We start from the raw sequence: 23,927 nt of genomic DNA on the forward strand, positions 1-23,927 counted from the left end.
ACGAACTTTCCTGCGGGCAAAACAAAACCCCAACTGCTTTCGCAATTGGGGTTTCGGAATTTAATCTTGACGATGACCTACTCTCACATGGGGAAACCCCACACTACCATCGGCGATGCATCGTTTCACTTCTGAGTTCGGGATGGGATCAGGTGGTTCCAACGCTCTATGGTCGTCAAGAAATTCGGGTACTGACTCGTGACCATTTGGCCTCGCTTCAGCAAATCGGGTATGTGATACAGGTGTCTTGTGAGTTGCGCGAACTTTCGGTTCATTTCGTCTTCACACACCGCAATCTGGTCTCTTCGACGCAAATTGCTTGGGTGTTATATGGTCAAGCCTCACGGGCAATTAGTATTGGTTAGCTCAACGCCTCACAGCGCTTACACACCCAACCTATCAACGTCGTAGTCTTCGACGGCCCTTCAGGGAACTCAAGGTTCCAGTGAGATCTCATCTTGAGGCAAGTTTCCCGCTTAGATGCTTTCAGCGGTTATCTTTCCCGAACATAGCTACCCGGCAATGCCACTGGCGTGACAACCGGAACACCAGAGGTTCGTCCACTCCGGTCCTCTCGTACTAGGAGCAGCCCCTCTCAAATCTCAAACGTCCACGGCAGATAGGGACCGAACTGTCTCACGACGTTCTAAACCCAGCTCGCGTACCACTTTAAATGGCGAACAGCCATACCCTTGGGACCGGCTTCAGCCCCAGGATGTGATGAGCCGACATCGAGGTGCCAAACACCGCCGTCGATATGAACTCTTGGGCGGTATCAGCCTGTTATCCCCGGAGTACCTTTTATCCGTTGAGCGATGGCCCTTCCATACAGAACCACCGGATCACTAAGACCTACTTTCGTACCTGCTCGACGTGTCTGTCTCGCAGTCAAGCGCGCTTTTGCCTTTATACTCTACGACCGATTTCCGACCGGTCTGAGCGCACCTTCGTACTCCTCCGTTACTCTTTAGGAGACCGCCCCAGTCAAACTACCCACCATACACTGTCCTCGATCCGGATAACGGACCTGAGTTAGAACCTCAAAGTTGCCAGGGTGGTATTTCAAGGATGGCTCCACGCGAACTGGCGTCCACGCTTCAAAGCCTCCCACCTATCCTACACAAGCAAATTCAAAGTCCAGTGCAAAGCTATAGTAAAGGTTCACGGGGTCTTTCCGTCTAGCCGCGGATACACTGCATCTTCACAGCGATTTCAATTTCACTGAGTCTCGGGTGGAGACAGCGCCGCCATCGTTACGCCATTCGTGCAGGTCGGAACTTACCCGACAAGGAATTTCGCTACCTTAGGACCGTTATAGTTACGGCCGCCGTTTACCGGGGCTTCGATCAAGAGCTTCGCGTTAGCTAACCCCATCAATTAACCTTCCGGCACCGGGCAGGCGTCACACCCTATACGTCCACTTTCGTGTTTGCAGAGTGCTGTGTTTTTAATAAACAGTCGCAGCGGCCTGGTATCTTCGACCGGCATGAGCTTACGGAGCAAGTCCTTCACCCTCACCGGCGCACCTTCTCCCGAAGTTACGGTGCCATTTTGCCTAGTTCCTTCACCCGAGTTCTCTCAAGCGCCTTGGTATTCTCTACCCAACCACCTGTGTCGGTTTGGGGTACGGTTCCTGATTATCTGAAGCTTAGAAGCTTTTCTTGGAAGCATGGCATCAACCACTTCGTCACCTGAAAGGTAACTCGTCATCAGCTCTCGGCCTTAAGATCCCGGATTTACCTAAGATCTCAGCCTACCACCTTAAACTTGGACAACCAACGCCAAGCTGGCCTAGCCTTCTCCGTCCCTCCATCGCAATAACCAGAAGTACAGGAATATTAACCTGTTTTCCATCGACTACGCTTTTCAGCCTCGCCTTAGGGACCGACTAACCCTGCGTCGATTAACGTTGCGCAGGAAACCTTGGTCTTTCGGCGTGGGTGTTTTTCACACCCATTGTCGTTACTCATGTCAGCATTCGCACTTCTGATACCTCCAGCAAGCTTCTCAACTCACCTTCACAGGCTTACAGAACGCTCCTCTACCGCATCACCCGAAGGTGATACCCGTAGCTTCGGTGTATGGTTTGAGCCCCGTTACATCTTCCGCGCAGGCCGACTCGACTAGTGAGCTATTACGCTTTCTTTAAAGGGTGGCTGCTTCTAAGCCAACCTCCTAGCTGTCTAAGCCTTCCCACATCGTTTCCCACTTAACCATAACTTTGGGACCTTAGCTGACGGTCTGGGTTGTTTCCCTTTTCACGACGGACGTTAGCACCCGCCGTGTGTCTCCCATGCTCGGCACTTGTAGGTATTCGGAGTTTGCATCGGTTTGGTAAGTCGGGATGACCCCCTAGCCGAAACAGTGCTCTACCCTACAGTGATACATGAGGCGCTACCTAAATAGCTTTCGAGGAGAACCAGCTATCTCCGAGCTTGATTAGCCTTTCACTCCGATCCACAGGTCATCCGCTAACTTTTCAACGGTAGTCGGTTCGGTCCTCCAGTCAGTGTTACCTAACCTTCAACCTGCCCATGGATAGATCGCCCGGTTTCGGGTCTATTCCCAGCGACTAGACGCCCTATTAAGACTCGCTTTCGCTACGCCTCCCCTATTCGGTTAAGCTCGCCACTGAAAATAAGTCGCTGACCCATTATACAAAAGGTACGCAGTCACAGAACAAAGTCTGCTCCCACTGCTTGTACGCATACGGTTTCAGGATCTATTTCACTCCCTCTCCGGGGTTCTTTTCGCCTTTCCCTCACGGTACTAGTTCACTATCGGTCAGTCAGTAGTATTTAGCCTTGGAGGATGGTCCCCCCATATTCAGACAAAGTTTCTCGTGCTCCGTCCTACTCGATTTCATGACTAAGAGATTTTCGCGTACAGGGCTATCACCCACTATGGCCGCACTTTCCAGAGCGTTCCGCTAATCTCAAAGCCACTTAAGGGCTAGTCCCCGTTCGCTCGCCACTACTAAGGGAATCTCGGTTGATTTCTTTTCCTCAGGGTACTTAGATGTTTCAGTTCCCCTGGTTCGCCTCTTGCACCTATGTATTCAGTACAAGATAACCATCTTATGATGGCTGGGTTCCCCCATTCAGACATCTCCGGATCAAAGTCTGTTTGCCGACTCCCCGAAGCTTTTCGCAGGCTATCACGTCTTTCATCGCCTCTGACTGCCAAGGCATCCACCGTATGCGCTTCTTCACTTGACCATATAACCCCAAGCAATCTGGTTATACTGTGAAGACGACATTCGCCGAAAATTCGCAAAACTCTTAAGAGTCACTCACAAATTTTACCTTAGCCTGATCCGTTACCAGTGAAAGTAACGTTCAGTCTATCTTTCTATCACATACCCAAATTTTTAAAGAACGAACTAGTCAAAGACTAGAAATCAACATTCATCATCACACTGATGGAATGCTCATTTCTAAGCTTTCAAACTTCAGAAGCAGTAGTGGTGGAGCCAAGCGGGATCGAACCGCTGACCTCCTGCGTGCAAGGCAGGCGCTCTCCCAGCTGAGCTATGGCCCCGTATTTCTACAGGCGTTTCCCACACAAAATTGGTGGGTCTGGGCAGATTCGAACTGCCGACCTCACCCTTATCAGGGGTGCGCTCTAACCAACTGAGCTACAGACCCAATTTCGGGCTGCTTCTATCGTCTTCTTCAATGAATCAAGCAATTCGTGTGGGAACTTATGGAGCAGCTGATGTCGTCGATTAAGGAGGTGATCCAGCCGCAGGTTCCCCTACGGCTACCTTGTTACGACTTCACCCCAGTCATGAATCACACCGTGGTAACCGTCCTCCCGAAGGTTAGACTAGCTACTTCTGGTGCAACCCACTCCCATGGTGTGACGGGCGGTGTGTACAAGGCCCGGGAACGTATTCACCGCGACATTCTGATTCGCGATTACTAGCGATTCCGACTTCACGCAGTCGAGTTGCAGACTGCGATCCGGACTACGATCGGTTTTATGGGATTAGCTCCACCTCGCGGCTTGGCAACCCTTTGTACCGACCATTGTAGCACGTGTGTAGCCCAGGCCGTAAGGGCCATGATGACTTGACGTCATCCCCACCTTCCTCCGGTTTGTCACCGGCAGTCTCCTTAGAGTGCCCACCATTACGTGCTGGTAACTAAGGACAAGGGTTGCGCTCGTTACGGGACTTAACCCAACATCTCACGACACGAGCTGACGACAGCCATGCAGCACCTGTCTCAATGTTCCCGAAGGCACCAATCCATCTCTGGAAAGTTCATTGGATGTCAAGGCCTGGTAAGGTTCTTCGCGTTGCTTCGAATTAAACCACATGCTCCACCGCTTGTGCGGGCCCCCGTCAATTCATTTGAGTTTTAACCTTGCGGCCGTACTCCCCAGGCGGTCAACTTAATGCGTTAGCTGCGCCACTAAGAGCTCAAGGCTCCCAACGGCTAGTTGACATCGTTTACGGCGTGGACTACCAGGGTATCTAATCCTGTTTGCTCCCACGCTTTCGCACCTCAGTGTCAGTATCAGTCCAGGTGGTCGCCTTCGCCACTGGTGTTCCTTCCTATATCTACGCATTTCACCGCTACACAGGAAATTCCACCACCCTCTACCATACTCTAGCTCGCCAGTTTTGGATGCAGTTCCCAGGTTGAGCCCGGGGATTTCACATCCAACTTAACGAACCACCTACGCGCGCTTTACGCCCAGTAATTCCGATTAACGCTTGCACCCTCTGTATTACCGCGGCTGCTGGCACAGAGTTAGCCGGTGCTTATTCTGTCGGTAACGTCAAAATTGCAGAGTATTAATCTACAACCCTTCCTCCCAACTTAAAGTGCTTTACAATCCGAAGACCTTCTTCACACACGCGGCATGGCTGGATCAGGCTTTCGCCCATTGTCCAATATTCCCACTGCTGCCTCCCGTAGGAGTCTGGACCGTGTCTCAGTTCCAGTGTGACTGATCATCCTCTCAGACCAGTTACGGATCGTAGCCTTGGTGAGCCATTACCTCACCAACTAGCTAATCCGACCTAGGCTCATCTGATAGCGCAAGGCCCGAAGGTCCCCTGCTTTCTCCCGTAGGACGTATGCGGTATTAGCGTTCCTTTCGAAACGTTGTCCCCCACTACCAGGCAGATTCCTAGGCATTACTCACCCGTCCGCCGCTGAATCCGTGAGCAAGCTCACTTCATCCGCTCGACTTGCATGTGTTAGGCCTGCCGCCAGCGTTCAATCTGAGCCATGATCAAACTCTTCAGTTCAAACATCTTTGGGTTTTTAAGAAACCCTAAACTTGGCTCAGCAATCGTTGGTTACATCTTTGATTTCTCGCGGAGTAACTTGTGATGCTGACAATCTTGCTGACTATCAGTCTGACTCCACAAGCACCCACACGAATTGCTTGATTCAGTTGTTAAAGAGCGGTTGGTTAAGATCTTTCGTCTCAACCGAGGCGCGCATTCTACAGCAGCCTCATTTGCTGTCAAGTGATTATTTTCAGAAGTTTTCGAAGATTTCCTCAACAACTTCAACCACTTGCGCTTCCGATCTCTCGTTAGCGGGAGGCGAATTCTACAGCGTTACTCGCCGTTGTCAACACCTCTTTTTCTCCGCTTTCGACCGAGAAGATCGAACCGTTGAAAGCGCCAGATCAACCGGCATTTCCAACTCTTTCCAGGCTTCGATAATCTGAAGCAAGCCACTGTCGAAAACTGCGTAACTCATTGAATCTCAAGGAGTTTTCCGTTTCGACTGCGCCGGAAGTGGGGCGAATTATAGACTTCCAGAATTTGCCGTCAACCCCTATTTTCATAATTTTGTCATATCGGTCAAAAAAGCCCGAAAACACCAAGGCCGACCTTTAAAGGTCGGCCTTGGTCATCCCTTCCAGTTACAAGCTAGGGAACGCGAACTGTGAAGCTTCGTGGCTCGCACGCTGTGGCCAACGCTGGGTGATAGCCTTGCGACGCGTATAGAAGCGCACACCATCCGGACCATAAGCATGCAAGTCGCCGAACAGCGAACGCTTCCAGCCGCCAAAGCTGTGGTAAGCCACCGGCACCGGCAACGGTACGTTGACGCCGACCATGCCAACTTCGATCTCGTCGCAGAACAGACGCGCCGCTTCACCGTCACGGGTGAAAATGCAGGTGCCGTTACCGTATTCGTGATCGTTGATCAGTTGCATCGCCTCTTCCAGGCTGTTTACCCGAACGACGCACAGTACCGGACCGAAGATCTCTTCTTTATAGATGCGCATTTTCGGGGTGACGTTGTCGAACAGGCAGCCACCGAGGAAGAAGCCTTCCTCATGACCCGCCACGCTCAGACCACGACCGTCGACCACCAGGGTCGCGCCTGCGGCTACGCCGTCATCGACATAACCGCTGACTTTGTCGCGCGCCTGACCGGTGACCAGCGGGCCCATGTCCAGACCGCACGAAGTGCCGGCACCGATTTTAAGTGCCTTGATCTGTGGAACCAGTTTCGCCACCAGCGCATCGGCCACCTGGTCGCCCACACACACCGCTACCGAGATCGCCATGCAGCGCTCGCCGCAGGAACCATAGGCCGCGCCCATCAGTGCGCTGACGGCGTTGTCCAGATCGGCATCCGGCATCAGCACCGCGTGGTTCTTCGCGCCGCCGAGAGCCTGAACGCGCTTGCCGCGCTTGGTGCCTTCGGCATAGATGTACTCGGCAATCGGCGTCGAACCGACGAAGCTCAGCGCCTTGACTTCCGGCGCTTCGATCAACGCGTCAACGGCAGTCTTGTCACCATGCACCACGCTCATCACGCCTTTCGGCAGACCGGCTTCCAGCAACAGTTGAGCGATCAGCAGGGTCGAACTTGGATCGCGTTCGGATGGCTTGAGAATGAAGCAGTTGCCGCAGACGATCGCCAGCGGGTACATCCACAGTGGCACCATCGCCGGGAAGTTGAACGGGGTGATACCGGCAACAATGCCCAATGGCTGAAAGTCCGACCAGGCGTCGATGTTCGGGCCGACGTTGCGGCTGTACTCACCCTTGAGAATTTCCGGGGCGGCGCAGGCGAACTCGACGTTCTCGATACCGCGTTTCAATTCACCGGCAGCGTCTTCCAGGGTCTTGCCATGTTCCTCGCTGATCAATTGCGAGATGCGCGCTTCGTTCTGCTCCAGCAGTTGCTTGAAGCGGAACATCACCTGGGCGCGCTTGGCCGGTGGCGTGTTGCGCCACGCCGGGAACGCAGCCTTGGCGGCATCAATGGCTTTCTGGATGGTTGCCTGGCTGGCCAGTGGCAGCTTGTGGATCGCCTGACCGGTAGACGGGTTGAACACATCAACCGCGCGACCGTTCTCGGTCACCAGTTCGCCATTGATCAAATGCGGGATAACGCTCATCGGGGGACTCCTGAATTTTGTACGCTGGGCGCCCGCCAGGGAGCGCCTTCTATATATAGGTAGCTTTGGGTCGGAACCGAACTGCATCGGCGCGCTTCAGTGCACCTTCGCAAGCAAGCTCGGCTCCTACAGGTCATGCGTAAATCAGTCGAGCTTGTTCAGCACTTCGCCAACCGCGTCGAACAGACGATCGAGGTCTTGCGGCTTGCTGTTGAAGGTTGGGCCGAACTGCAGGGTGTCGCCGCCGAAGCGCACGTAGAACCCGGCTTTCCACAGGGCCATGCCGGCTTCGAACGGACGCACGATGGCGTCGCCATCACGATGGGCAATCTGGATCGCACCAGCCAGGCCATAGTTACGGATGTCGATGACGTTCTTCGAACCTTTCAGGCCGTGCAACGCGTTCTCGAAATGCGGTGCAACCTCGGCCACGCTCTGCACCAGGTTTTCCTTTTGCAGCAGATCGAGTGCCGCCAGGCCAGCGGCGCACGCCACCGGGTGCGCCGAGTAGGTGTAGCCGTGCGGGAATTCCACGGCGTATTCCGGGGTCGGCTGATTCATGAAGGTCTGGTAGATCTCGGAGCTGGCAATCACCGCGCCCATCGGGATCGCGCCGTTGGTGACCTGCTTGGCGATGCACATCAGGTCCGGGGTCACGCCAAAGCTTTCAGCGCCGAACATCGAACCGGTGCGGCCGAAACCGGTAATCACCTCGTCGAACACCAGCAGGATGTTGTGCTGATCGCAGATTTCGCGCAGACGCTTCAGATAACCCTGAGGCGGCACCAGTACACCAGCGGAACCGGCCATTGGCTCTACGAATACCGCCGCGATGTTCGAGGCGTCGTGCAGTTCGATCAACTTCAACAGTTCATCGGCCAGGGCGATACCGCCCTGCTCCGGCATGCCACGGGAGAACGCGTTGCTGGCCAGCAAGGTGTGGGGCAGGTGATCGACGTCCATCATCGCCTGACCGAACAGCTTGCGGTTGCCATTGACGCCGCCGAGGCTGGTGCCGGCGATGTTCACACCGTGGTAACCACGAGCACGGCCGATCATTTTGGTCTTGGTCGCCTGACCTTTCAGGCGCCAGTAGGCACGGACCATTTTCACCGCGGTGTCGGCGCACTCGGAACCGGAGTCGGTGAAGAACACGTGGTTCAGATTGCCCGGGGTCAGGTCAGTGATTTTCTCGGCCAACTGGAACGACAATGGATGGCCGTACTGGAAGCCCGGCGAGTAATCGAGAGTGCCCAGTTGTTTGGCGACAGCTTCCTGGATTTCCTTGCGGGTATGACCGGCACCGCAGGTCCACAGACCAGACAGCGAATCGTAGATCTTGCGGCCCTTGTCATCGAACAGCCAGCTGCCTTCGGCACCGACGATCAGACGCGGATCGCGCTGGAAGTTGCGGTTGGCGGTGTACGGCATCCAGTGCGCGTCCAGCTTCAGTTGGCTGGCCAGTGGCGACGGCGCGTTTTCAGGCATGTTCATCGGGCAAAACCTCGCAGGGCATAAGCGTCAGGGAGATAGAAAGCGTTGTTGCAGCTAAATTGCCACGGCGATAAAGTCGGTGAAATCCAACTTTTCTAACCTTCAGTTAGATCCCTGCTAAACAATGAGCACAACATTATGAGCAGCCGTCGCCCCGATCCACTGGCTCAGGTCAGTGATTTTGATATACGCCTGCTACGGATTTTCCGCAGTGTGGTGGAGTGCGGCGGCTTTTCGGCAGCGGAAACCGTGCTCGGCATCGGCCGCTCGGCGATCAGCCAGCAGATGAGCGATCTGGAGCAGCGCCTCGGCCTGCGTCTATGCCAGCGCGGACGCGCCGGGTTCTCGCTGACCGAAGAAGGGCGTGAGGTTTATCAGTCGGCGCTGCAACTGTTAAGTGCACTGGAAAGTTTCCGCACCGAGGTCAATGGCCTGCATCAGCACCTGCGCGGCGAGTTGATCATCGGCCTGACCGACAACCTCGTCACCCTCCCCCACATGCGCATCACCCACGCTCTGGCGCAATTGAAAGAACGCGGGCCGGACGTGCAGATCCAGATCCGCATGATTGCCCCCAATGAAGTCGAACAAGGCGTGCTCGACGGCCGCCTGCATGTCGGCGTGGTACCCCAGGCCAGTGCGTTGTCGGGGCTGGAGTATCAGCCGTTGTACAGCGAGCGCTCGCTGCTGTACTGCGCGGTGGGTCATCCGTTGTTTTATGTCGATGACAAGCAACTGGAAGACCAGCGCCTTAATGACCAGGACGCGATTGCCCCGACGTTTCGTTTGCCGGCGGAGATTCAGGCGCATTACCAGGCGCTCAACTGCACCGCCAGTGCGTCTGACCGTGAGGGTATGGCGTTTCTGATTTTGACCGGGCGTTATATCGGTTATCTGCCGGATCATTACGCCAGCCTGTGGGTTCAACAAGGGCGCTTGCGTGCGCTGAAATCGACGACGCGGTTCTACGACCTGAGCCTCGCATCGGTCACGCGCAAGGGCAGGCGCCCTCATTTGGTGCTGGAAAGCTTTCTCGAGAGCCTGGCGGCAACGCGTTGAAAATATAAACCCAGGATCAACCGCTTCGGCCTCGAACAGCAAAATCAAAGGATCGTAGCCTTCGGCAACTCCTGCATTGGAAGGTGTACAACCATAAAGCTGAGCAAGTGGACAGGTTTTTGCAGTGAAGGGTGAACTCGATCCCTGAACAAGAAACCAAAACCATGCAGCCAGATTCTGAACCATCCAGCGAATTGATCTACGGCCTCGACGATCGCCCCAACCCCCTGGCCGCCATTCTTGCCGCGCTACAGCACGTACTCGCCAGTTTCGTCGGCATCATCACGCCGCCGCTGGTGATCGGCTCTGCGCTTGGCTTGACCGCGCATCTGCCTTACCTGATCAGCATGGCGCTGATGGTGTCCGGGGTCGGCACTTTTATTCAGGCGCGCCGCCCGTTCGGGATCGGCGCCGGGATGATCTGTTTGCAGGGCACCAGTTTTGCGTTTCTTGGCGCGGTGCTCTCGGCCGGGTTTCTGGTCAAGCAACGCGGCGGCAGCCCGGAAGACATTCTGGCGATGGTTTTCGGCGTGTGCTTTTTCGGCGCCGTGGTGCAGATCGTCCTCAGCCGTTTCATTGGCCAATTGCGCCGGGTCGTGACACCGCTGGTGACCGGGATTGTCATCACCCTGATCGGCATCAGCCTGATCAAGGTCGGCATCACAGACCTGGGCGGTGGTTTCAATGCACCTGACTTTGGTGCACCGGGCAATCTGGCACTGGGGGTGTTCGTGCTGCTGACGATCATCCTGCTCAACCGCTCGAACACGCCGTGGGTAAGACTCTCGGCGATCATCATCGGTTTGGTGCTGGGCAGTCTGGCCGCGTGGTTCAGTGGGAAACTGGTGCCGCAGCCATTGCCTGACTTGCCACTGGTCAGCCTTCCTACGCCATTCAAGTTCGGTTTCAGTTTCGACTGGACGGCTTTCCTGCCCGTCGCGCTGATTTATCTGATCAGCACCATCGAAACCGTCGGCGACCTCACAGCCAATTGCATGCTCGCCCGCCAGCCCATCAGCGGCCCTTCTTATATAAGCCGTTTGCGCGGCGGTGTATTGGGCGACGGCGTGAGTTGCTTGATCGCTGCCACCTTCAGTGCCTTCCCCAATACGACGTTCGCGCAGAACAACGGCGTGATCCAGTTGACCGGCGTGGCCAGCCGTTACGTCGGGCTGTACATCGGCGCGATTCTGTTCTGTCTCGGCCTGTTCCCCATGATCGGCGCGGTGCTGCAACAGATTCCGAAACCGGTGCTCGGCGGCGCAACACTGGTGATGTTCGGTGCGGTTGCGGCGGCCGGCGTGCGTATCCTCGCGCAGTCGCCGCTGGATCGACGCAGCATGTTGATTATTGCCACGTCGTTCGGGGTCGGCCTGGGCATCGCAGCGCAACCGAACCTGCTGCACTTGCTGCCGAAACTGGTACAGAACCTGTTCGACTCGGCGATCACCAGCGGTGGCCTGACGGCAATCAGCCTCTGCCTGTTGCTGCCAGAGTCCAAATCGACGACCAGACAAATGCCGGCGCCACTGAACAAGATCGAACAGGCGTAACGGTTTTATGCATCAGGACTTGTCGGATCCCTGTGGGTGCGCTATCAACGCAACTGGTTGCACCCACAGACAAACCCGGAAGTGCCTATGACCTTTGAAGTCCCAGCCCACGGCGGCAAACCCGCCAGCCGCATTCGTCAGAAGAACGAAGAGACCATCCTCAAAGCCGCCGAAGACGAGTTCGCCCGTCACGGGTACAAAGGCACCAGCATGAACACCATTGCCCAGAATGCCGGGTTGCCCAAGGCGAACCTGCATTACTACTTCACCAACAAGTTGGGGTTGTACGTGGCGGTGCTGAGCAACATCATCGAGCTGTGGGACAGCACCTTCAACACCCTCACCGCCGAGGACGATCCGGCCGAAGCGCTGACTCGCTACATTCGCGCGAAGATGGAGTTCTCCCGTCGCCAGCCACAGGCCTCGCGGATTTTCGCGATGGAGGTGATCAGCGGCGGTGAATGCCTGAGCGAATATTTCAACCAGGATTACCGCGCCTGGTTCAACGGTCGGGCCGCCGTGTTTCAGGCGTGGATAGATGCAGGCAAAATGGACCCGGTCGATCCGGTACACCTGATCTTCCTGCTGTGGGGCAGCACGCAGCATTACGCGGACTTCGCCACGCAGATCTGTCGGGTCAGCGGACGCAGCAAGCTGACCAAACAGGACATGGAAGACGCCGGCAACAACCTGATCCGCATCATTCTCAAAGGCTGCGGCCTCACTCCTTCTGTATAAGACGTTTTATGCCTTTCACCCTCAGCGGCTTGTGCGAGTACCGCGAAGAGATTCGCAAAAGCCGCTTTATCACCTTCGCCGCACCGATCAGCAGCCCTGCCGACGCGCAGGCGTTCTTCGAGCAACACAGCGACTTGAACGCTTCGCATAACTGCTGGGCGTGGAAGCTCGGCGACCAGTACCGCAGCAACGACGATGGCGAACCCGGTGGCACCGCCGGGCGGCCGATTCTGGCGGCGATCGAGGCGCAGGATTGCGATCAGGTCGCGGTGCTGGTGATCCGCTGGTACGGCGGTATTCAACTGGGCACTGGCGGATTGGCCCGAGCCTACGGCGGCGGCGCGAACAAGTGCCTGCAAAACGCGGAAAAAACCGAGTTGATCAGCCGCGTGCCGCTGCGCTGTGCCTGCGGCTTTGCCGAGTTGCCACTGGTGAAGCTGCGAGTGGCGGATCTGGGCGGCCTGGTGGTGGAAGAACACTTCACCGCCAATGGTGTTGAATTGCAGCTGGCGGTGGGTGAGGCGCAGATTCAGTTGCTGCAAACGCAGTTGGCGGATTTGAGTCGCGGGCGGATTCTGCTGCAGCGTTAACAGCACGGCTGCGATCTTTTGGGGCGACCCCGAAATGCCTTATTCCCCAGAGTTGCCCACATCCGCTGTGCACCCAACTGTGGATAACCTGAGCACATACCGCTGTAACCCTTCTGTCACGTGGCTTTGCGCGGTTTGTTCACTTTTCGTTCAATCCTCGCAATGAAACGGAAATTTCACGCAGAAACAATCAGTTAGCCGTGTTTATCGCCATTGGAAGAAAGCACCATCGTGCTTATGCCTCGGCGGGAAGCTTGCGCACAAATACTGTGGAGCAACCTGTGGATAACCCGTTCATGGCTGGCGCAGTCGCAGGTTCTGCATAGCTCCCACGCGATTGTTCGTTTTTTGATCAGTTACCAGCGGGCAAAACTGGAGCCGGATCAACGGCTTTGCTCTGCATTGGTGCCAGGCAACACTGCGATTTGCCGGCGAATGCTCTACCCAAGGTGCCTTGATGCAGCGGCACCGGCGGTTCCTGACTCAATGGCCAGGAAATTGCTTTATCCACAGGCACAACTCCAAGCCAGTCGAGCCTGTCATGCCTATCGCGCCTCCCCTCCCGCGCCTGCAACTGCGCCATATCAGCAAACGCTACCCCGGTTGTCTGGCCAACGACGCCCTTGATCTCACGATCGCCCCCGGAGAAATCCATGCGCTGCTCGGTGAAAACGGCGCCGGTAAGAGCACGTTGATGAAGATCATTTACGGCGTCACCCAGGCCGACGCCGGCGAAATGCACTGGCACGGTCAGCGCGTGACCGTGCGCAACCCGGCGCAAGCGCGGCAACTGGGGATCGGCATGGTGTTCCAGCATTTCTCGTTGTTCGAAACCCTCAGCGTGGCGCAAAACATTGCCCTGGCAATGGGCGCGAAGGCCGGCACGCCGAAACAGCTGGAGCCGAAGATCCGTGAAGTCTCACGGCGCTACGGCATGGCGCTGGAGCCGGAGCGACTTGTCCACAGCCTGTCGATCGGCGAGCGACAACGGGTGGAGATTGTGCGCTGCCTGATGCAAGACATTCGCCTGTTGATCCTCGACGAACCGACCTCGGTGCTGACACCGCAAGAAGCCGACGACCTGTTTGTCACCCTGCGCCGCCTCGCGGCCGAGGGCTGCAGCATTCTGTTTATCAGCCACAAACTCGCGGAAGTGCGCGCCTTGTGCCACAGCGCCACAGTGTTGCGCGGCGGCCGCGTGGCCGGGCATTGCGTACCGGCCGAATGCTCGGATCAACAGCTGGCGCAACTGATGGTGGGCGAGGCGGCGGCGTTGATCGGCGACTACCCGAAAGTCAGTGGCGGCGCGGCGTATTTACAGGTGGCGGGCTTGAGCTGGCACAACCCGGACCCGTTCGGCTGCTCACTCAGCGATATCGACGTGCAAGTGCGCAGCGGTGAAATTGTCGGCATCGCCGGGGTGGCGGGCAATGGGCAGGATGAACTGCTGGCCCTGCTCAGCGGTGAGCACACCCTGCCCCGCGCCGAGGCCGCGACGATTCGGTTTGGCGAACACGCGGTCGCCGATTTACGCCCGGATGCACGACGCAAACTCGGTCTGGCATTCGTCCCTGCCGACCGTCTCGGGCATGGCGCGGTGCCGGAACTGAATCTGGCGGACAACGCCCTGCTGACGGCGTTTCAACAAGGGCTGGTCAGCAACGGCTTGATCGCGCGCGGCAAAGTCGAAGCCCTTGCTCAGCAGATCATTCAGCGTTTCGGCGTGAAAACCCCGGATACACAAACCGCTGCGCGCAGCCTGTCCGGCGGCAATCTGCAGAAATTCATCATCGGCCGGGAAATCCTCCAGCAACCGAAGCTGCTGATTGCCGCGCACCCGACCTGGGGCGTGGATGTCGGCGCGGCCGCGACGATCCACCGTGCGCTGATCGCGTTGCGCGATGCCGGTGCGGCGATTCTGGTGATCTCCGAAGACCTCGACGAACTGTTCCAGATCAGCGACCGCCTCGGTGCATTGTGCGGGGGGCGCCTGTCAGCCCTGCACAACACGGCGGACACTTTATTGAGCGATGTCGGCGGCTGGATGGCCGGCCAGTTCGACAATCCCCCTTCATCCGCCACGGCTTAACGGAGTTATTCACATGCTGCTTTCCCTCGAACCCCGTGGCCAGCAATCGCGCCTGATGCTGTGGTGCTCGCCGCTGTTGGCGGCGCTACTGACACTGGGCTGCGGTTCGCTGCTGTTTATGGCCCTCGGTCATGATCCGCTGCACACCTTGCACACCCTGTTGATTGCACCGGTCAGCGACCTGTATGGCGTCTCCGAATTGCTGGTCAAGGCGTTGCCGATTCTGCTCTGCGCACTCGGGCTGGCCGTGGCTTATCAGGCGCGCATCTGGAACATCGGTGCCGAAGGTCAACTGTTGCTTGGTGCACTCGCCGGCAGTGCGTTGGCAGTGAACATCATCGACATGCAAAGCCGCTGGGCGCTGGTGCTGATCCTGCTCACCGGCACCCTCGCCGGTGCCGCGTGGGCCGGGCTGACGGCGTGGTTGCGCACGCGCTTCAACGCCAATGAAATCCTCACCAGCATCATGCTCAATTACATCGCGCTGAACCTGTTGCTGTTCTGCGTGCACGGGCCGCTGAAGGACCCGGCCGGGTTCAACTTTCCCGAGTCGGCGATGTTCGGTGACGCCAGTCGTCTGCCGTTGCTGATGGAGGATGGCCGTGTACATGCCGGGGTGTATTTCGCCCTGCTCGCGTTGGTCGCGGTGTGGGTGCTGTTGAAGAAAAGCTTTGTCGGCTTCCAGATCAAAGTGCTTGGGCTGGACAAGCGTGCAGCGGGGTTTGTCGGTTTTCGCGAGAAACGGCTGATCTGGCTGGCGCTATTGATCAGCGGCGGTTTGGCCGGGCTGGCCGGAGTCTGCGAAGTGACCGGGCCGATCGGTCAACTGGTGCCACAGGTGTCGCCGGGGTATGGCTACGCGGCGATTACCGTGGCGTTTCTCGGGCGCCTGAATCCAATCGGCATTCTGTTCTCCAGCCTGCTGATGGCGCTGCTGTACATCGGTGGCGAAAATGCGCAGATGACCCTCAACCTGCCGCAAGCAATCACCCAGTTGTTCCAGGGCATGATGCTGTTTTTCCTGCTCGCCTGTGACGTGCTGATTCTCTATCGGCCACGCCTGAAACAGCGCTGGGCACGGCGCACCTCGACCACTGCCGCAACCGCCGGAGCGCTGTGATGGACATTGATCTGCTGAGCAATATTTTCTACGCCATGGTGCGTTGCGGCACACCCCTGTTGTTGGTGGCGCTGGGTGAACTGATCTGCGAGAAGAGCGGCGTGCTCAACCTCGGCCAGGAAGGGATGATGCTGTTTGGCGCTGTCATCGGATTTATCGTGGCACTGAACAGCGGCAACCTGTGGTTGGGTGTGTTGCTGGCGATGCTCGCCGGCATGCTGTTGTCGTCGCTGTTTGCCCTGGTGGCGCTGGTGTTCAACGCCAATCAGGTAGCGACCGGCCTGGCCCTGACGATTTTTGGTGTGGGACTGTCGACGTTTGTTGGTGCGGCCTGGGTCGGTAAACCACTGGCCGGCTTCGAGCCGTTGGCGATTCCGTACTTGAGTGAAATTCCGCTGATCGGGCGGATGCTGTTTGCCCAGGATCTGCTGGTGTACCTGTCGTTCGCCCTGTTTGCGCTGGTGGCCTGGGTGCTCATCAAGAGTCGTGTCGGGTTGATCATTCAGGCAGTCGGCGAAAACCCGGATGCCGCCAGTGCGATGGGGTTGCCGGTACTGACCGTGCGCACCCTGGCGGTGCTGTTCGGCGGGGCGATGGCAGGGTTGGCCGGGGCGTATCTGTCGCTGGCATACACACCGATGTGGGCCGAGAACATGACCGCCGGGCGCGGCTGGATCGCCCTGGCACTGGTCGTGTTTGCCAGTTGGCGGGTGTGGCGCCTGTTGCTCGGGGCTTACCTGTTCGGCCTCGCCAGCATCCTGCACCTGGTGGCGCAGGGGCTGGGGCTGGCGATTCCGTCGAGTCTGCTGGCGATGCTGCCGTATGTGGCGACGATTGTAGTGTTGGTACTGTTGTCGCGCGATGCGGTGCGGACTCGGTTGTATGCGCCGGTATCACTGGGGCAGCCTTGGCAGGCCGGCCATTGATTAGTGTGTGGGCGGGCCTCTTCGCAAGCAGGCCCGCTCCCACATTTTCCGCGCCCGACTCAGGAATGTGAGGTGATACCCACCTCCTGTGGGAGCGAGCCTGCTCGCGAAGACTTACTCACAGGCAACACCTGAGCAATACCCCACGCCAGTTCAAGGACCAGAAAACCTACCACCAACGAACTGGCGCCGTGGGCCAAGGCATACGCCAGCCACGCGGCGAACAGAAATCGCGTCACCGCGTCATAGCGCCCATAAATCTGCTGCGGATCACGAATCCGCAGCACCGCCCACATGCACACCACCGAACCGAACAAATTAGCCATCAACCGATGCACAGGTTCGAACGGCGGCAGCTCGCCGGGCAGATCCAGCGCCTGACTCAGCGCCGTCAATAACCCATGCAACACAGCAAAACTCCACGGTGTGACAAACGCCGCCGTCACGATCAAGTCATACCAGGCACTGCCGCGCACCAACTGCCGATACTGCGTTGAAGTCCACATCATCCTTGCTCCGAAAATTCAGGGAGCAACCACGCTAAAGCCTGGAGTATGCTCCAGGGTCAAACACTTTCGAGATCTGCAAGATGCGCATCGGTGAGTTAGCCCAGGCCTGCGATGTCAGTCGTGACACGTTGCGTTTTTACGAAGAGCGCGGATTGATCACGGCACGACGCAGCGCCAACGGTTATCGCGACTATCCGCCGGAGATGGTGCAACTGGTGCTCTACATCAAAACGGCGCAGCGCCTGGGCTTTACCCTCGGCGAGATCGGCAACAGCGTTGGCGCGTTGTGGCAATCGCCAAACCCCGATACTACTGTCACGCAACTGCTGCAAGACAAGCTCAAGTTGGTCGAAACCCGCATGGCCGAGCTCGGCGAGCTGCGCCACGAATTGCAGCATCGGCTCGCTCAACGCTGTCCATTGAACCCGTGATATTTCAACTTTCAAGGAACGCCCATCATGTCCGCACTTAATCCTGCCAAGCACGCACTGATCATCGGCGCCTCCCGGGGCCTCGGCCTGGGCCTGGTGAAAACCCTGCTGGCCGACGGTTGGCATGTCACCGCCACGGTTCGCAATCCTGCGAACGCCGAGGCGCTGAAAGCACTGGGCAACGTGCAGATCGAAAAGCTCGACATGGATGATCAGCAAGCCGTGATTGCCCTGAGCCAACAGCTCAAGGGCGAAACCTTCGACCTGCTGTTCGTCAACGCCGGGGTCAAGGGCCCGGAAGTGCAAACGCCCGGCGGCGCGACACTGGCCGAAGTCGGCCAGTTGTTCTTCACCAACGCGGTGGCGCCGATCAATCTGGCGCAACGCTTCGTCGGGCAGATCCGCGACGGCAGCGGTGTACTGGCGTTCATGAGTTCCGGGCTGGGCAGCGTCACCGTACCCGACGCGCCGGAACTGGCGCTGTACAAAGCGAGCAAGGCCGCGCTGAACTCGATGACCAACAGTTTCGTCACGCAATTGGGCGAGCAGAAACTCACGGTGCTGTCGCTGCACCCGGGCTGGGTGAAGACCGACATGGGCGGTGAAGGTGCCGACCTTGACGTGGACACCAGCACTCGCGGGCTGATTGATCAGGTGAATGCGTACACCGGCAAGGGTGGGCATCACTTCATCAACTACAAGGGTGAAACCATTCCCTGGTGAGCAAAGCAAATCCTGTGGGAGCCGGGCTTGCCCGCGATGACGGCGTGTCAGTCTCCGCATGAGGTGGCTGATCCGCCGCCATCGCTGGCAAGCCAGCTCCCACAGGGATGTGAGTTGTCCTGTCGGGTTGGGCTTGCCCGATGCCGCGATTTGTTTGAAACTGCGCGCCTCGTCCTTCGCGGCGACCCTGGATCAGCAGACAGGGCAACACTGAGCTGGCAACCCTGAACCCCACTTTCAGAGGAGCCGGCAACATGCCCGCGACCCGTACCTGGTTAAAAAATCCCCTCGCCATTTTCACGGCCAATGCGCTCGATGCCCGTGGCGGTCTGGTGCTGCAAGACGGCGTGATCGTCGAAGTGCTGGCAGCCGGTCAACAACCGTCCGCGCCGTGCAATGAAGTGTTCGATGCCCGCGAGCATGTGATCCTGCCGGGCCTGATCAACACCCACCATCATTTCTATCAAACCCTGACGCGCGCCTGGGCGCCGGTGGTCAATCAGCCGCTGTTCCCGTGGCTGAAAACTCTCTACCCGGTGTGGGCGCGGCTGACCCCGGAAAAACTCGCCCTCGCCACGAAAGTGGCGTTGGCCGAGCTGTTGCTGTCGGGTTGCACCACCGCCGCCGACCACCACTACCTGTTCCCGGAAGGTCTGGAGAACGCCATCGACGTGCAAGTCGAAACCGTGCGTGAACTGGGCATGCGCGCCATGCTCACCCGTGGCTCGATGAGCCTCGGCGAGAAGGACGGCGGCCTGCCACCGCAGCAAACCGTGCAGGAAGGCCAGGTGATTCTCGACGACAGTCAGCGCCTGATTCACGAGTACCACGAGCGTGGCGACGGTGCGCAAATCCAGATCGCTCTGGCGCCGTGCTCGCCGTTCTCGGTAACCCCGGAAATCATGTCGGCCAGCGCCGAACTGGCGAACAAGCTCGACGTGCGCCTGCACACGCACCTGGCGGAAACCCTCGACGAAGAAGACTTCTGCCTGCAGCGCTTCGGCCTGCGCACCGTGGATTATCTGGACAGCGTCGGCTGGCTCGGCCCGCGCACCTGGCTGGCCCACGGCATCCACTTCAACCCCGACGAAATCGCCCGCCTTGGCCAGGCCGGCACCGGTATCTGCCATTGCCCGAGCTCGAACATGCGCCTGGCGTCCGGCATCTGCCCGAGTATCGACTTGACCGATGCCGGTGCGCTGTTTGGTCTGGGCGTGGACGGCTCGGCCTCCAACGATGCGTCGAACATGATCCTCGAAGCGCGGCAGGCGCTGTACATCCAGCGTCTGCGCTACGGTGCGGAAAAGATCACCCCGGAACGCGTGCTGGGCTGGGCAACCAAAGGCTCGGCAAGCCTATTGGGGCGTACCGACATTGGTGAACTGGCGGTGGGCAAGCAAGCGGATCTGGCGCTATTCAAGCTCGATGAGCTGCGTTTCTCCGGCAGCCATGATCCGATATCGGCACTGTTGTTGTGCGGTGCGGACCGCGCGGATCGGGTGATGATCGGTGGCAAGTGGCGCGTGGTGGATGGTCAGGTCGAAGGGCTGGACCTCAAAGGCCTGATCGCTGATCACAGCCAGGCGGCTCGGCAGTTGATCGCCGGGACCTGATCCCAAACGGGTTAAACCCTGCAGGGGTGAGCCTGCTCGCGATTGCGGTTTGTCAGATATGAATATCTCGACTGACACTCAGCTATCGCGAGCAGGCTCACTCCTGCAATTGTTGGGTGGTGGGCTTAAAGGCCCAGCAGCGACAACATGATGAAGGTCGCAAACAGCACAAAGTGCGTCATGCCTTCGATGGCATTGGTCTCGCCGTCATTCAGGTTGATCGCGCTGACGATCAGCGTGATGAAGATCATCACCGTCTGCACCGGGGTCATCGCCATTTGAAATGGCTGGCCGGTGTACAGCGCCATCGCTTCCATCACCGGCACAGTCAGGATCACCGTCGACAGTGACGCCCCCATCGCAATGTTCACCACCGATTGCATGCGGTTGGCCAACGCCGCACGCAACGCAGTCAAAATCTCCGGCGCCGCCGAAATCGCCGCCACCAGAATCGCCGTGATCACCGGCGGTGCGCCTGTGCCTTCCAGGCCCAGATCGAGGGTCTTGGACATCACTTCGGCCAGCGCGCCGATCACCACCACCCCGAACACCAGAATGCCGATCGACCACGCCAGGCTCAGCGGTTTTTGCGCCTCCTCCACCGGCTCTTTCTTGCGGCGCTTGTCCGGGTAGCTATAGCTGAAAAAGTAACTGTGCGGGCCGACCTGCATACGCAGGAACAACGCGTAAAGCACCACCATCGCGCCGATAGTGAACGCCGAATAAATCTTCCAGTTGGCCGCCGGAATAAACTCCGGCACCACCATCGAAACGCCCATGGCGGTGAGGATCATCACGCTGTAGCTGCGCGCCGAATCGTCGTTGTACGACTGCTCGCCGTGCTTGAGTCCGCCCATCAACGCGGCGAGGCCGAGGATGCCGTTGATGTCGAGCATCACCGCCGAATAGATCGTGTCGCGCACCAGCGTGGCCGACGCCTCGTTGCTCATCATGATCGCCAGAATCACCACTTCCACCAGCACTGCGGCGAGGGTCAGGATCATCGTGCCGTAGGGGTCGCCGACTTTTTCCGCGAGCAGTTCGGCATGATGGGCGACGCGCATCGAGGCAGCGACGATGAAGGCGATCAGCACCAGACCCGAGATCAACGCGACGATCTGCCCGCTGTGCAGCATCCAGTGTTCCAGCGGGTAGGCGATGCACGCGGCAATCACCGCCAGCAGCAGAAAGCTTTCTTGCTTGAGAATCGTGAGCATGGCGGGCCTTTTTGCCGAGAGGTTCGAATGAGCTACTGACTGCGGCGCGGCGCTAACGTTTCGTTACACCTTAGCGCACCAACTGATAGCGGTACTTTGGCAGGTGCACTTTTATTGGCCTTGCAGGCCCTGTCGCGAGCAGGCTCACGCCTACAGAGGAATGCGGTCCCCTGTAGGCGTGAGCCTGCTCGCGATGGCCTTCATACGGATTCGAGCCGTTTGTTGTCCTGTTGGTCAGCAATTTGCATTGCCCTCGACCACACACAACAAAAGGAGCTCCAATTCATGCAAATACGTCCGCTGCACAAACTGCTGTGCGCCGCCATCGGTCTGGGGATCAGCCTGAGCGCCAGCGCTGCCGATCCGCTGAAGGTCGGTTTCGTCTACATCGGCCCGATCGGCGACCACGGCTGGACGTATCAGCATGAACAGGGGCGCAAGGCCCTCGCCGAAAAACTCGGCGGACAAATCACCACCAACTACGTGGAAAACGTCGCCGAGGGTGCCGACGCCGAGCGGGTGATCCGCAACATGGCCAAGGACAACTACGACCTGATCTTCACCACCTCGTTCGGCTACATGAACCCGACGCTGAAAGTCGCCAAACAGTTTCCCAAGGTGACCTTCGAACACGCCACCGGCTACAAGCAGGACAAGAACCTCGGCACCTACCTCGCGCGTACTTATGAAGGCCGTTATGTCGGTGGCTTCCTCGCCGCGAAGATGACCAAGACCAAGAAGATCGGCTACGTCGCCTCCTTCCCGATTCCCGAAGTGATCCGCGACATCAACGCCATCCAGTTGGCCCTGAACAAATACAACCCCGGCACCGAAATCAAAGTGGTGTGGGTCAACTCGTGGTTCGACCCGGGCAAGGAAGCCGATGCCGCCAACGCGCTGATCGATCAGGGCGTGGACGTGGTGTTTCAGCACACCGACAGCCCGGCGCCGATCCAGGCCGCCGAACGGCGGGGCGTATACGCCGTGGGCTACGCCTCGGACATGGCGCACTTCGGCCCGAAAGCGGTGCTGACCTCGATCGTCAACGACTGGGCGCCGCACTACATTCAGGCCACGCAAAGCGTGATCGACCACACGTGGAAGTCGCAGGATTACTGGGGTGGACTGAAGGAAGGCACCGTTGAACTGCCGATCAGCGATCTGGTGCCGGCCCCGGTGAAAGCCGAGGCCGAGCAGATCATCGCCGACATCAAGAGCGGTGCATTGCAGCCGTTCACCGGGCCGATCAAGGATCAGGCCGGCGTGGAGAAAATCCCGGCGGGCGTGAGTGCGACCAATGCCGAACTGGCGTCGATGAACTACTACGTTGAAGGGATGAAGGCCGAGATGCCGAAGTAACTTTTACTAACGACACGGCCCCTGTGGGAGCTGGCTTGCCAGCGATGAGGCCATCACATTCGACATCATTGTTGCCTGTCAGACCGCTATCGCTGGCAAGCCAGCTCCCACATTTGAGTTTCAGCGTATTCAAGGATTGCGTATGGATCAGCTTCCGATCATCGACATCAGCCCGCTCTACTCCAACGACGAAAACGCCTGGCCCGCCGTGGCCGGGCATATAGACCAGGCCTGCCGCGAATGGGGCTTCTTCTACATCAAGGGCCATCCGATTTCCACGCAACGCATCGCTGCCCTGCTCGATCACGCGCAACGCTTTTTCGCACAACCGGCCGAAGAAAAACTCAGGATCGACATCACCCAGACCCGCCATCATCGCGGCTACGGCGCTATCGCCACCGAGCAGCTCGACCCGGACAAACCCAGCGACCTCAAAGAAACCTTCGACATGGGCCTGCACCTGCCGGCCGATCATCCAGACGTGCTCGCGGAAAAACCGCTGCGCGGGCCCAATCGTCATCCGGCGCAAGCAGGCTGGGAAGCCTTGATGGAGCAGCATTACCTCGACATGCAGGCGCTGGCGCAAACCCTGCTGCGGGCGATGACCATTGCGCTGGGCATCGAACGCGATTTCTTCGACTCGCGCTTCAATGAGCCGGTCAGCGTGCTGCGCATGATCCACTACCCGCCGCGTCACACCGCCAGCAGCGCCGAGCAGCAAGGCGCCGGGGCGCACACCGATTATGGCTGCATCACCCTGCTCTATCAGGACAGCGCCGGCGGCCTGCAGGTGAAAAACGTCAATGGCGACTGGATTGATGCGCCGCCCATCGAAGGCACCTTCGTGGTCAACCTCGGCGACATGATGGCGCGCTGGAGCAACGACCGTTATCGCTCGACACCGCACCGGGTGATCAGCCCGCTGGGGGTGGATCGCTACTCGATGCCGTTCTTCGCCGAGCCGCACCCGGACACCCGCATCGAATGCCTGCCCGGTTGCCAGGACTTACAACACCCGGCGAAATATCCGACCACCACCTGCGCCGAATTCCTGCTGTCGCGCTTTGCCGACACCTACGCCTATCGTCGCGAGCAAGAAGCGGTCTGATGGATCGCTTGG

The 23,927-nt window shown here is 58.3% G+C and carries 16 protein-coding genes, 2 tRNA genes and 3 rRNA genes; 12 read left to right on the forward strand and 9 right to left on the reverse strand.

The window, feature by feature from the left end; translation table 11 throughout:
- Positions 1 to 64 precede the first annotated feature (64 nt).
- The 7 genes from rrf to K5Y35_RS03970 all read right to left on the reverse strand — a co-directional run bounded on the left by rrf (position 65) and on the right by K5Y35_RS03970 (position 8,880).
- A 5S ribosomal RNA gene (gene rrf, locus K5Y35_RS03940) occupies positions 65 to 180 on the reverse strand.
- A 150-nt stretch (positions 181 to 330) separates the two neighbouring features.
- Positions 331 to 3,218 (reverse strand): 23S ribosomal RNA (locus K5Y35_RS03945).
- A gap of 246 nt (positions 3,219 to 3,464) precedes the next feature.
- Positions 3,465 to 3,540 (reverse strand) — tRNA-Ala (locus K5Y35_RS03950).
- A 30-nt stretch (positions 3,541 to 3,570) separates the two neighbouring features.
- Positions 3,571 to 3,647: transfer RNA gene (locus tag K5Y35_RS03955), tRNA-Ile, on the reverse strand.
- Between the two features lie 81 nt (positions 3,648 to 3,728).
- Positions 3,729 to 5,263: ribosomal RNA gene (locus K5Y35_RS03960) — 16S ribosomal RNA — on the reverse strand.
- Together the 16S, 23S and 5S rRNA genes with 2 tRNA genes alongside form the textbook arrangement of a ribosomal RNA operon.
- Before the next feature lie 629 nt (positions 5,264 to 5,892).
- Positions 5,893 to 7,386, reverse strand: coding sequence for a CoA-acylating methylmalonate-semialdehyde dehydrogenase (locus tag K5Y35_RS03965; protein ID WP_222833716.1), 1,494 nt, complete (start codon positions 7,384 to 7,386; stop codon positions 5,893 to 5,895).
- Positions 7,387 to 7,530: 144 nt separating this feature from the next.
- Positions 7,531 to 8,880 (reverse strand): aspartate aminotransferase family protein, encoded by a 1,350-nt coding sequence (locus tag K5Y35_RS03970; protein WP_123471149.1) that lies wholly within the window; start codon positions 8,878 to 8,880, stop codon positions 7,531 to 7,533.
- A gap of 138 nt (positions 8,881 to 9,018) precedes the next feature.
- On the opposite strand from K5Y35_RS03970, the gene K5Y35_RS03975 reads away from it, so the two are divergent.
- From K5Y35_RS03975 to K5Y35_RS04005, 7 genes are all read left to right on the forward strand, one after another.
- Entirely contained in the window at positions 9,019 to 9,939 is a 921-nt protein-coding gene (locus tag K5Y35_RS03975; protein ID WP_123471147.1) for a LysR family transcriptional regulator, read from the forward strand.
- A gap of 164 nt (positions 9,940 to 10,103) precedes the next feature.
- Positions 10,104 to 11,492, forward strand: coding sequence for a uracil-xanthine permease family protein (locus K5Y35_RS03980; RefSeq protein WP_222833717.1), 1,389 nt, complete (start codon positions 10,104 to 10,106; stop codon positions 11,490 to 11,492).
- An 87-nt stretch (positions 11,493 to 11,579) separates the two neighbouring features.
- A complete protein-coding gene (locus K5Y35_RS03985; RefSeq protein WP_123471143.1) occupies positions 11,580 to 12,230 on the forward strand; it encodes a TetR/AcrR family transcriptional regulator in 651 nt (216 codons plus the stop codon).
- Between the two features lie 8 nt (positions 12,231 to 12,238).
- A complete protein-coding gene (locus tag K5Y35_RS03990; protein ID WP_123471142.1) occupies positions 12,239 to 12,820 on the forward strand; it encodes an IMPACT family protein in 582 nt (193 codons plus the stop codon).
- Positions 12,821 to 13,361: 541 nt separating this feature from the next.
- Positions 13,362 to 14,909 (forward strand): ABC transporter ATP-binding protein, encoded by a 1,548-nt coding sequence (locus K5Y35_RS03995; RefSeq protein ID WP_222833718.1) that lies wholly within the window; start codon positions 13,362 to 13,364, stop codon positions 14,907 to 14,909.
- 13 nt (positions 14,910 to 14,922) lie between these two features.
- Positions 14,923 to 16,029: an ABC transporter permease gene (locus tag K5Y35_RS04000; protein WP_222833719.1), complete on the forward strand. Its 1,107-nt coding sequence runs from the start codon at positions 14,923 to 14,925 to the stop codon at positions 16,027 to 16,029.
- A complete protein-coding gene (locus tag K5Y35_RS04005; RefSeq protein ID WP_123471136.1) occupies positions 16,029 to 16,955 on the forward strand; it encodes an ABC transporter permease in 927 nt (308 codons plus the stop codon). The genes K5Y35_RS04000 and K5Y35_RS04005 overlap by 1 nt, the downstream gene beginning before the upstream one ends.
- 59 nt (positions 16,956 to 17,014) lie before the next feature.
- Here K5Y35_RS04005 and K5Y35_RS04010 read toward each other — a convergent pair whose 3' ends face one another.
- Positions 17,015 to 17,461: a hypothetical protein gene (locus tag K5Y35_RS04010; protein WP_222834435.1), complete on the reverse strand. Its 447-nt coding sequence runs from the start codon at positions 17,459 to 17,461 to the stop codon at positions 17,015 to 17,017.
- 83 nt (positions 17,462 to 17,544) lie between these two features.
- On the opposite strand from K5Y35_RS04010, the gene K5Y35_RS04015 reads away from it, so the two are divergent.
- The 3 genes from K5Y35_RS04015 (at position 17,545) to K5Y35_RS04025 (ending at position 20,231) form a co-directional block, all read left to right on the forward strand.
- Complete coding sequence (locus tag K5Y35_RS04015) at positions 17,545 to 17,895, forward strand: MerR family transcriptional regulator (protein WP_222833720.1); 351 nt, start codon at positions 17,545 to 17,547, stop codon at positions 17,893 to 17,895.
- Positions 17,896 to 17,922: 27 nt separating this feature from the next.
- Positions 17,923 to 18,618, forward strand: coding sequence for an SDR family oxidoreductase (locus tag K5Y35_RS04020; RefSeq protein WP_222833721.1), 696 nt, complete (start codon positions 17,923 to 17,925; stop codon positions 18,616 to 18,618).
- Positions 18,619 to 18,872: 254 nt separating this feature from the next.
- Positions 18,873 to 20,231: an 8-oxoguanine deaminase gene (locus tag K5Y35_RS04025; protein ID WP_222833722.1), complete on the forward strand. Its 1,359-nt coding sequence runs from the start codon at positions 18,873 to 18,875 to the stop codon at positions 20,229 to 20,231.
- A 125-nt stretch (positions 20,232 to 20,356) separates the two neighbouring features.
- Here the strand turns inward: K5Y35_RS04025 and K5Y35_RS04030 are convergent, their stop codons facing one another.
- Positions 20,357 to 21,448, reverse strand: a complete 1,092-nt coding sequence (locus tag K5Y35_RS04030) for a calcium:proton antiporter (RefSeq protein ID WP_222833723.1) — start codon at positions 21,446 to 21,448, stop codon at positions 20,357 to 20,359.
- A gap of 285 nt (positions 21,449 to 21,733) precedes the next feature.
- Here K5Y35_RS04030 and K5Y35_RS04035 point away from each other — a divergent pair, with 285 nt between their 5' ends.
- Both K5Y35_RS04035 and K5Y35_RS04040 read left to right on the forward strand, forming a co-directional pair.
- Complete coding sequence (locus K5Y35_RS04035) at positions 21,734 to 22,807, forward strand: BMP family ABC transporter substrate-binding protein (RefSeq protein ID WP_123471126.1); 1,074 nt, start codon at positions 21,734 to 21,736, stop codon at positions 22,805 to 22,807.
- 142 nt (positions 22,808 to 22,949) lie between these two features.
- Positions 22,950 to 23,915, forward strand: a complete 966-nt coding sequence (locus K5Y35_RS04040; RefSeq protein ID WP_222833724.1) for a 2-oxoglutarate and iron-dependent oxygenase domain-containing protein — start codon at positions 22,950 to 22,952, stop codon at positions 23,913 to 23,915.
- Positions 23,916 to 23,927 lie beyond the last annotated feature (12 nt).

The sequence above is a fragment of the Pseudomonas sp. SC3(2021) genome (assembly GCF_019856535.1).
GTDB lineage: Bacteria > Pseudomonadota > Gammaproteobacteria > Pseudomonadales > Pseudomonadaceae > Aquipseudomonas > Aquipseudomonas monsensis.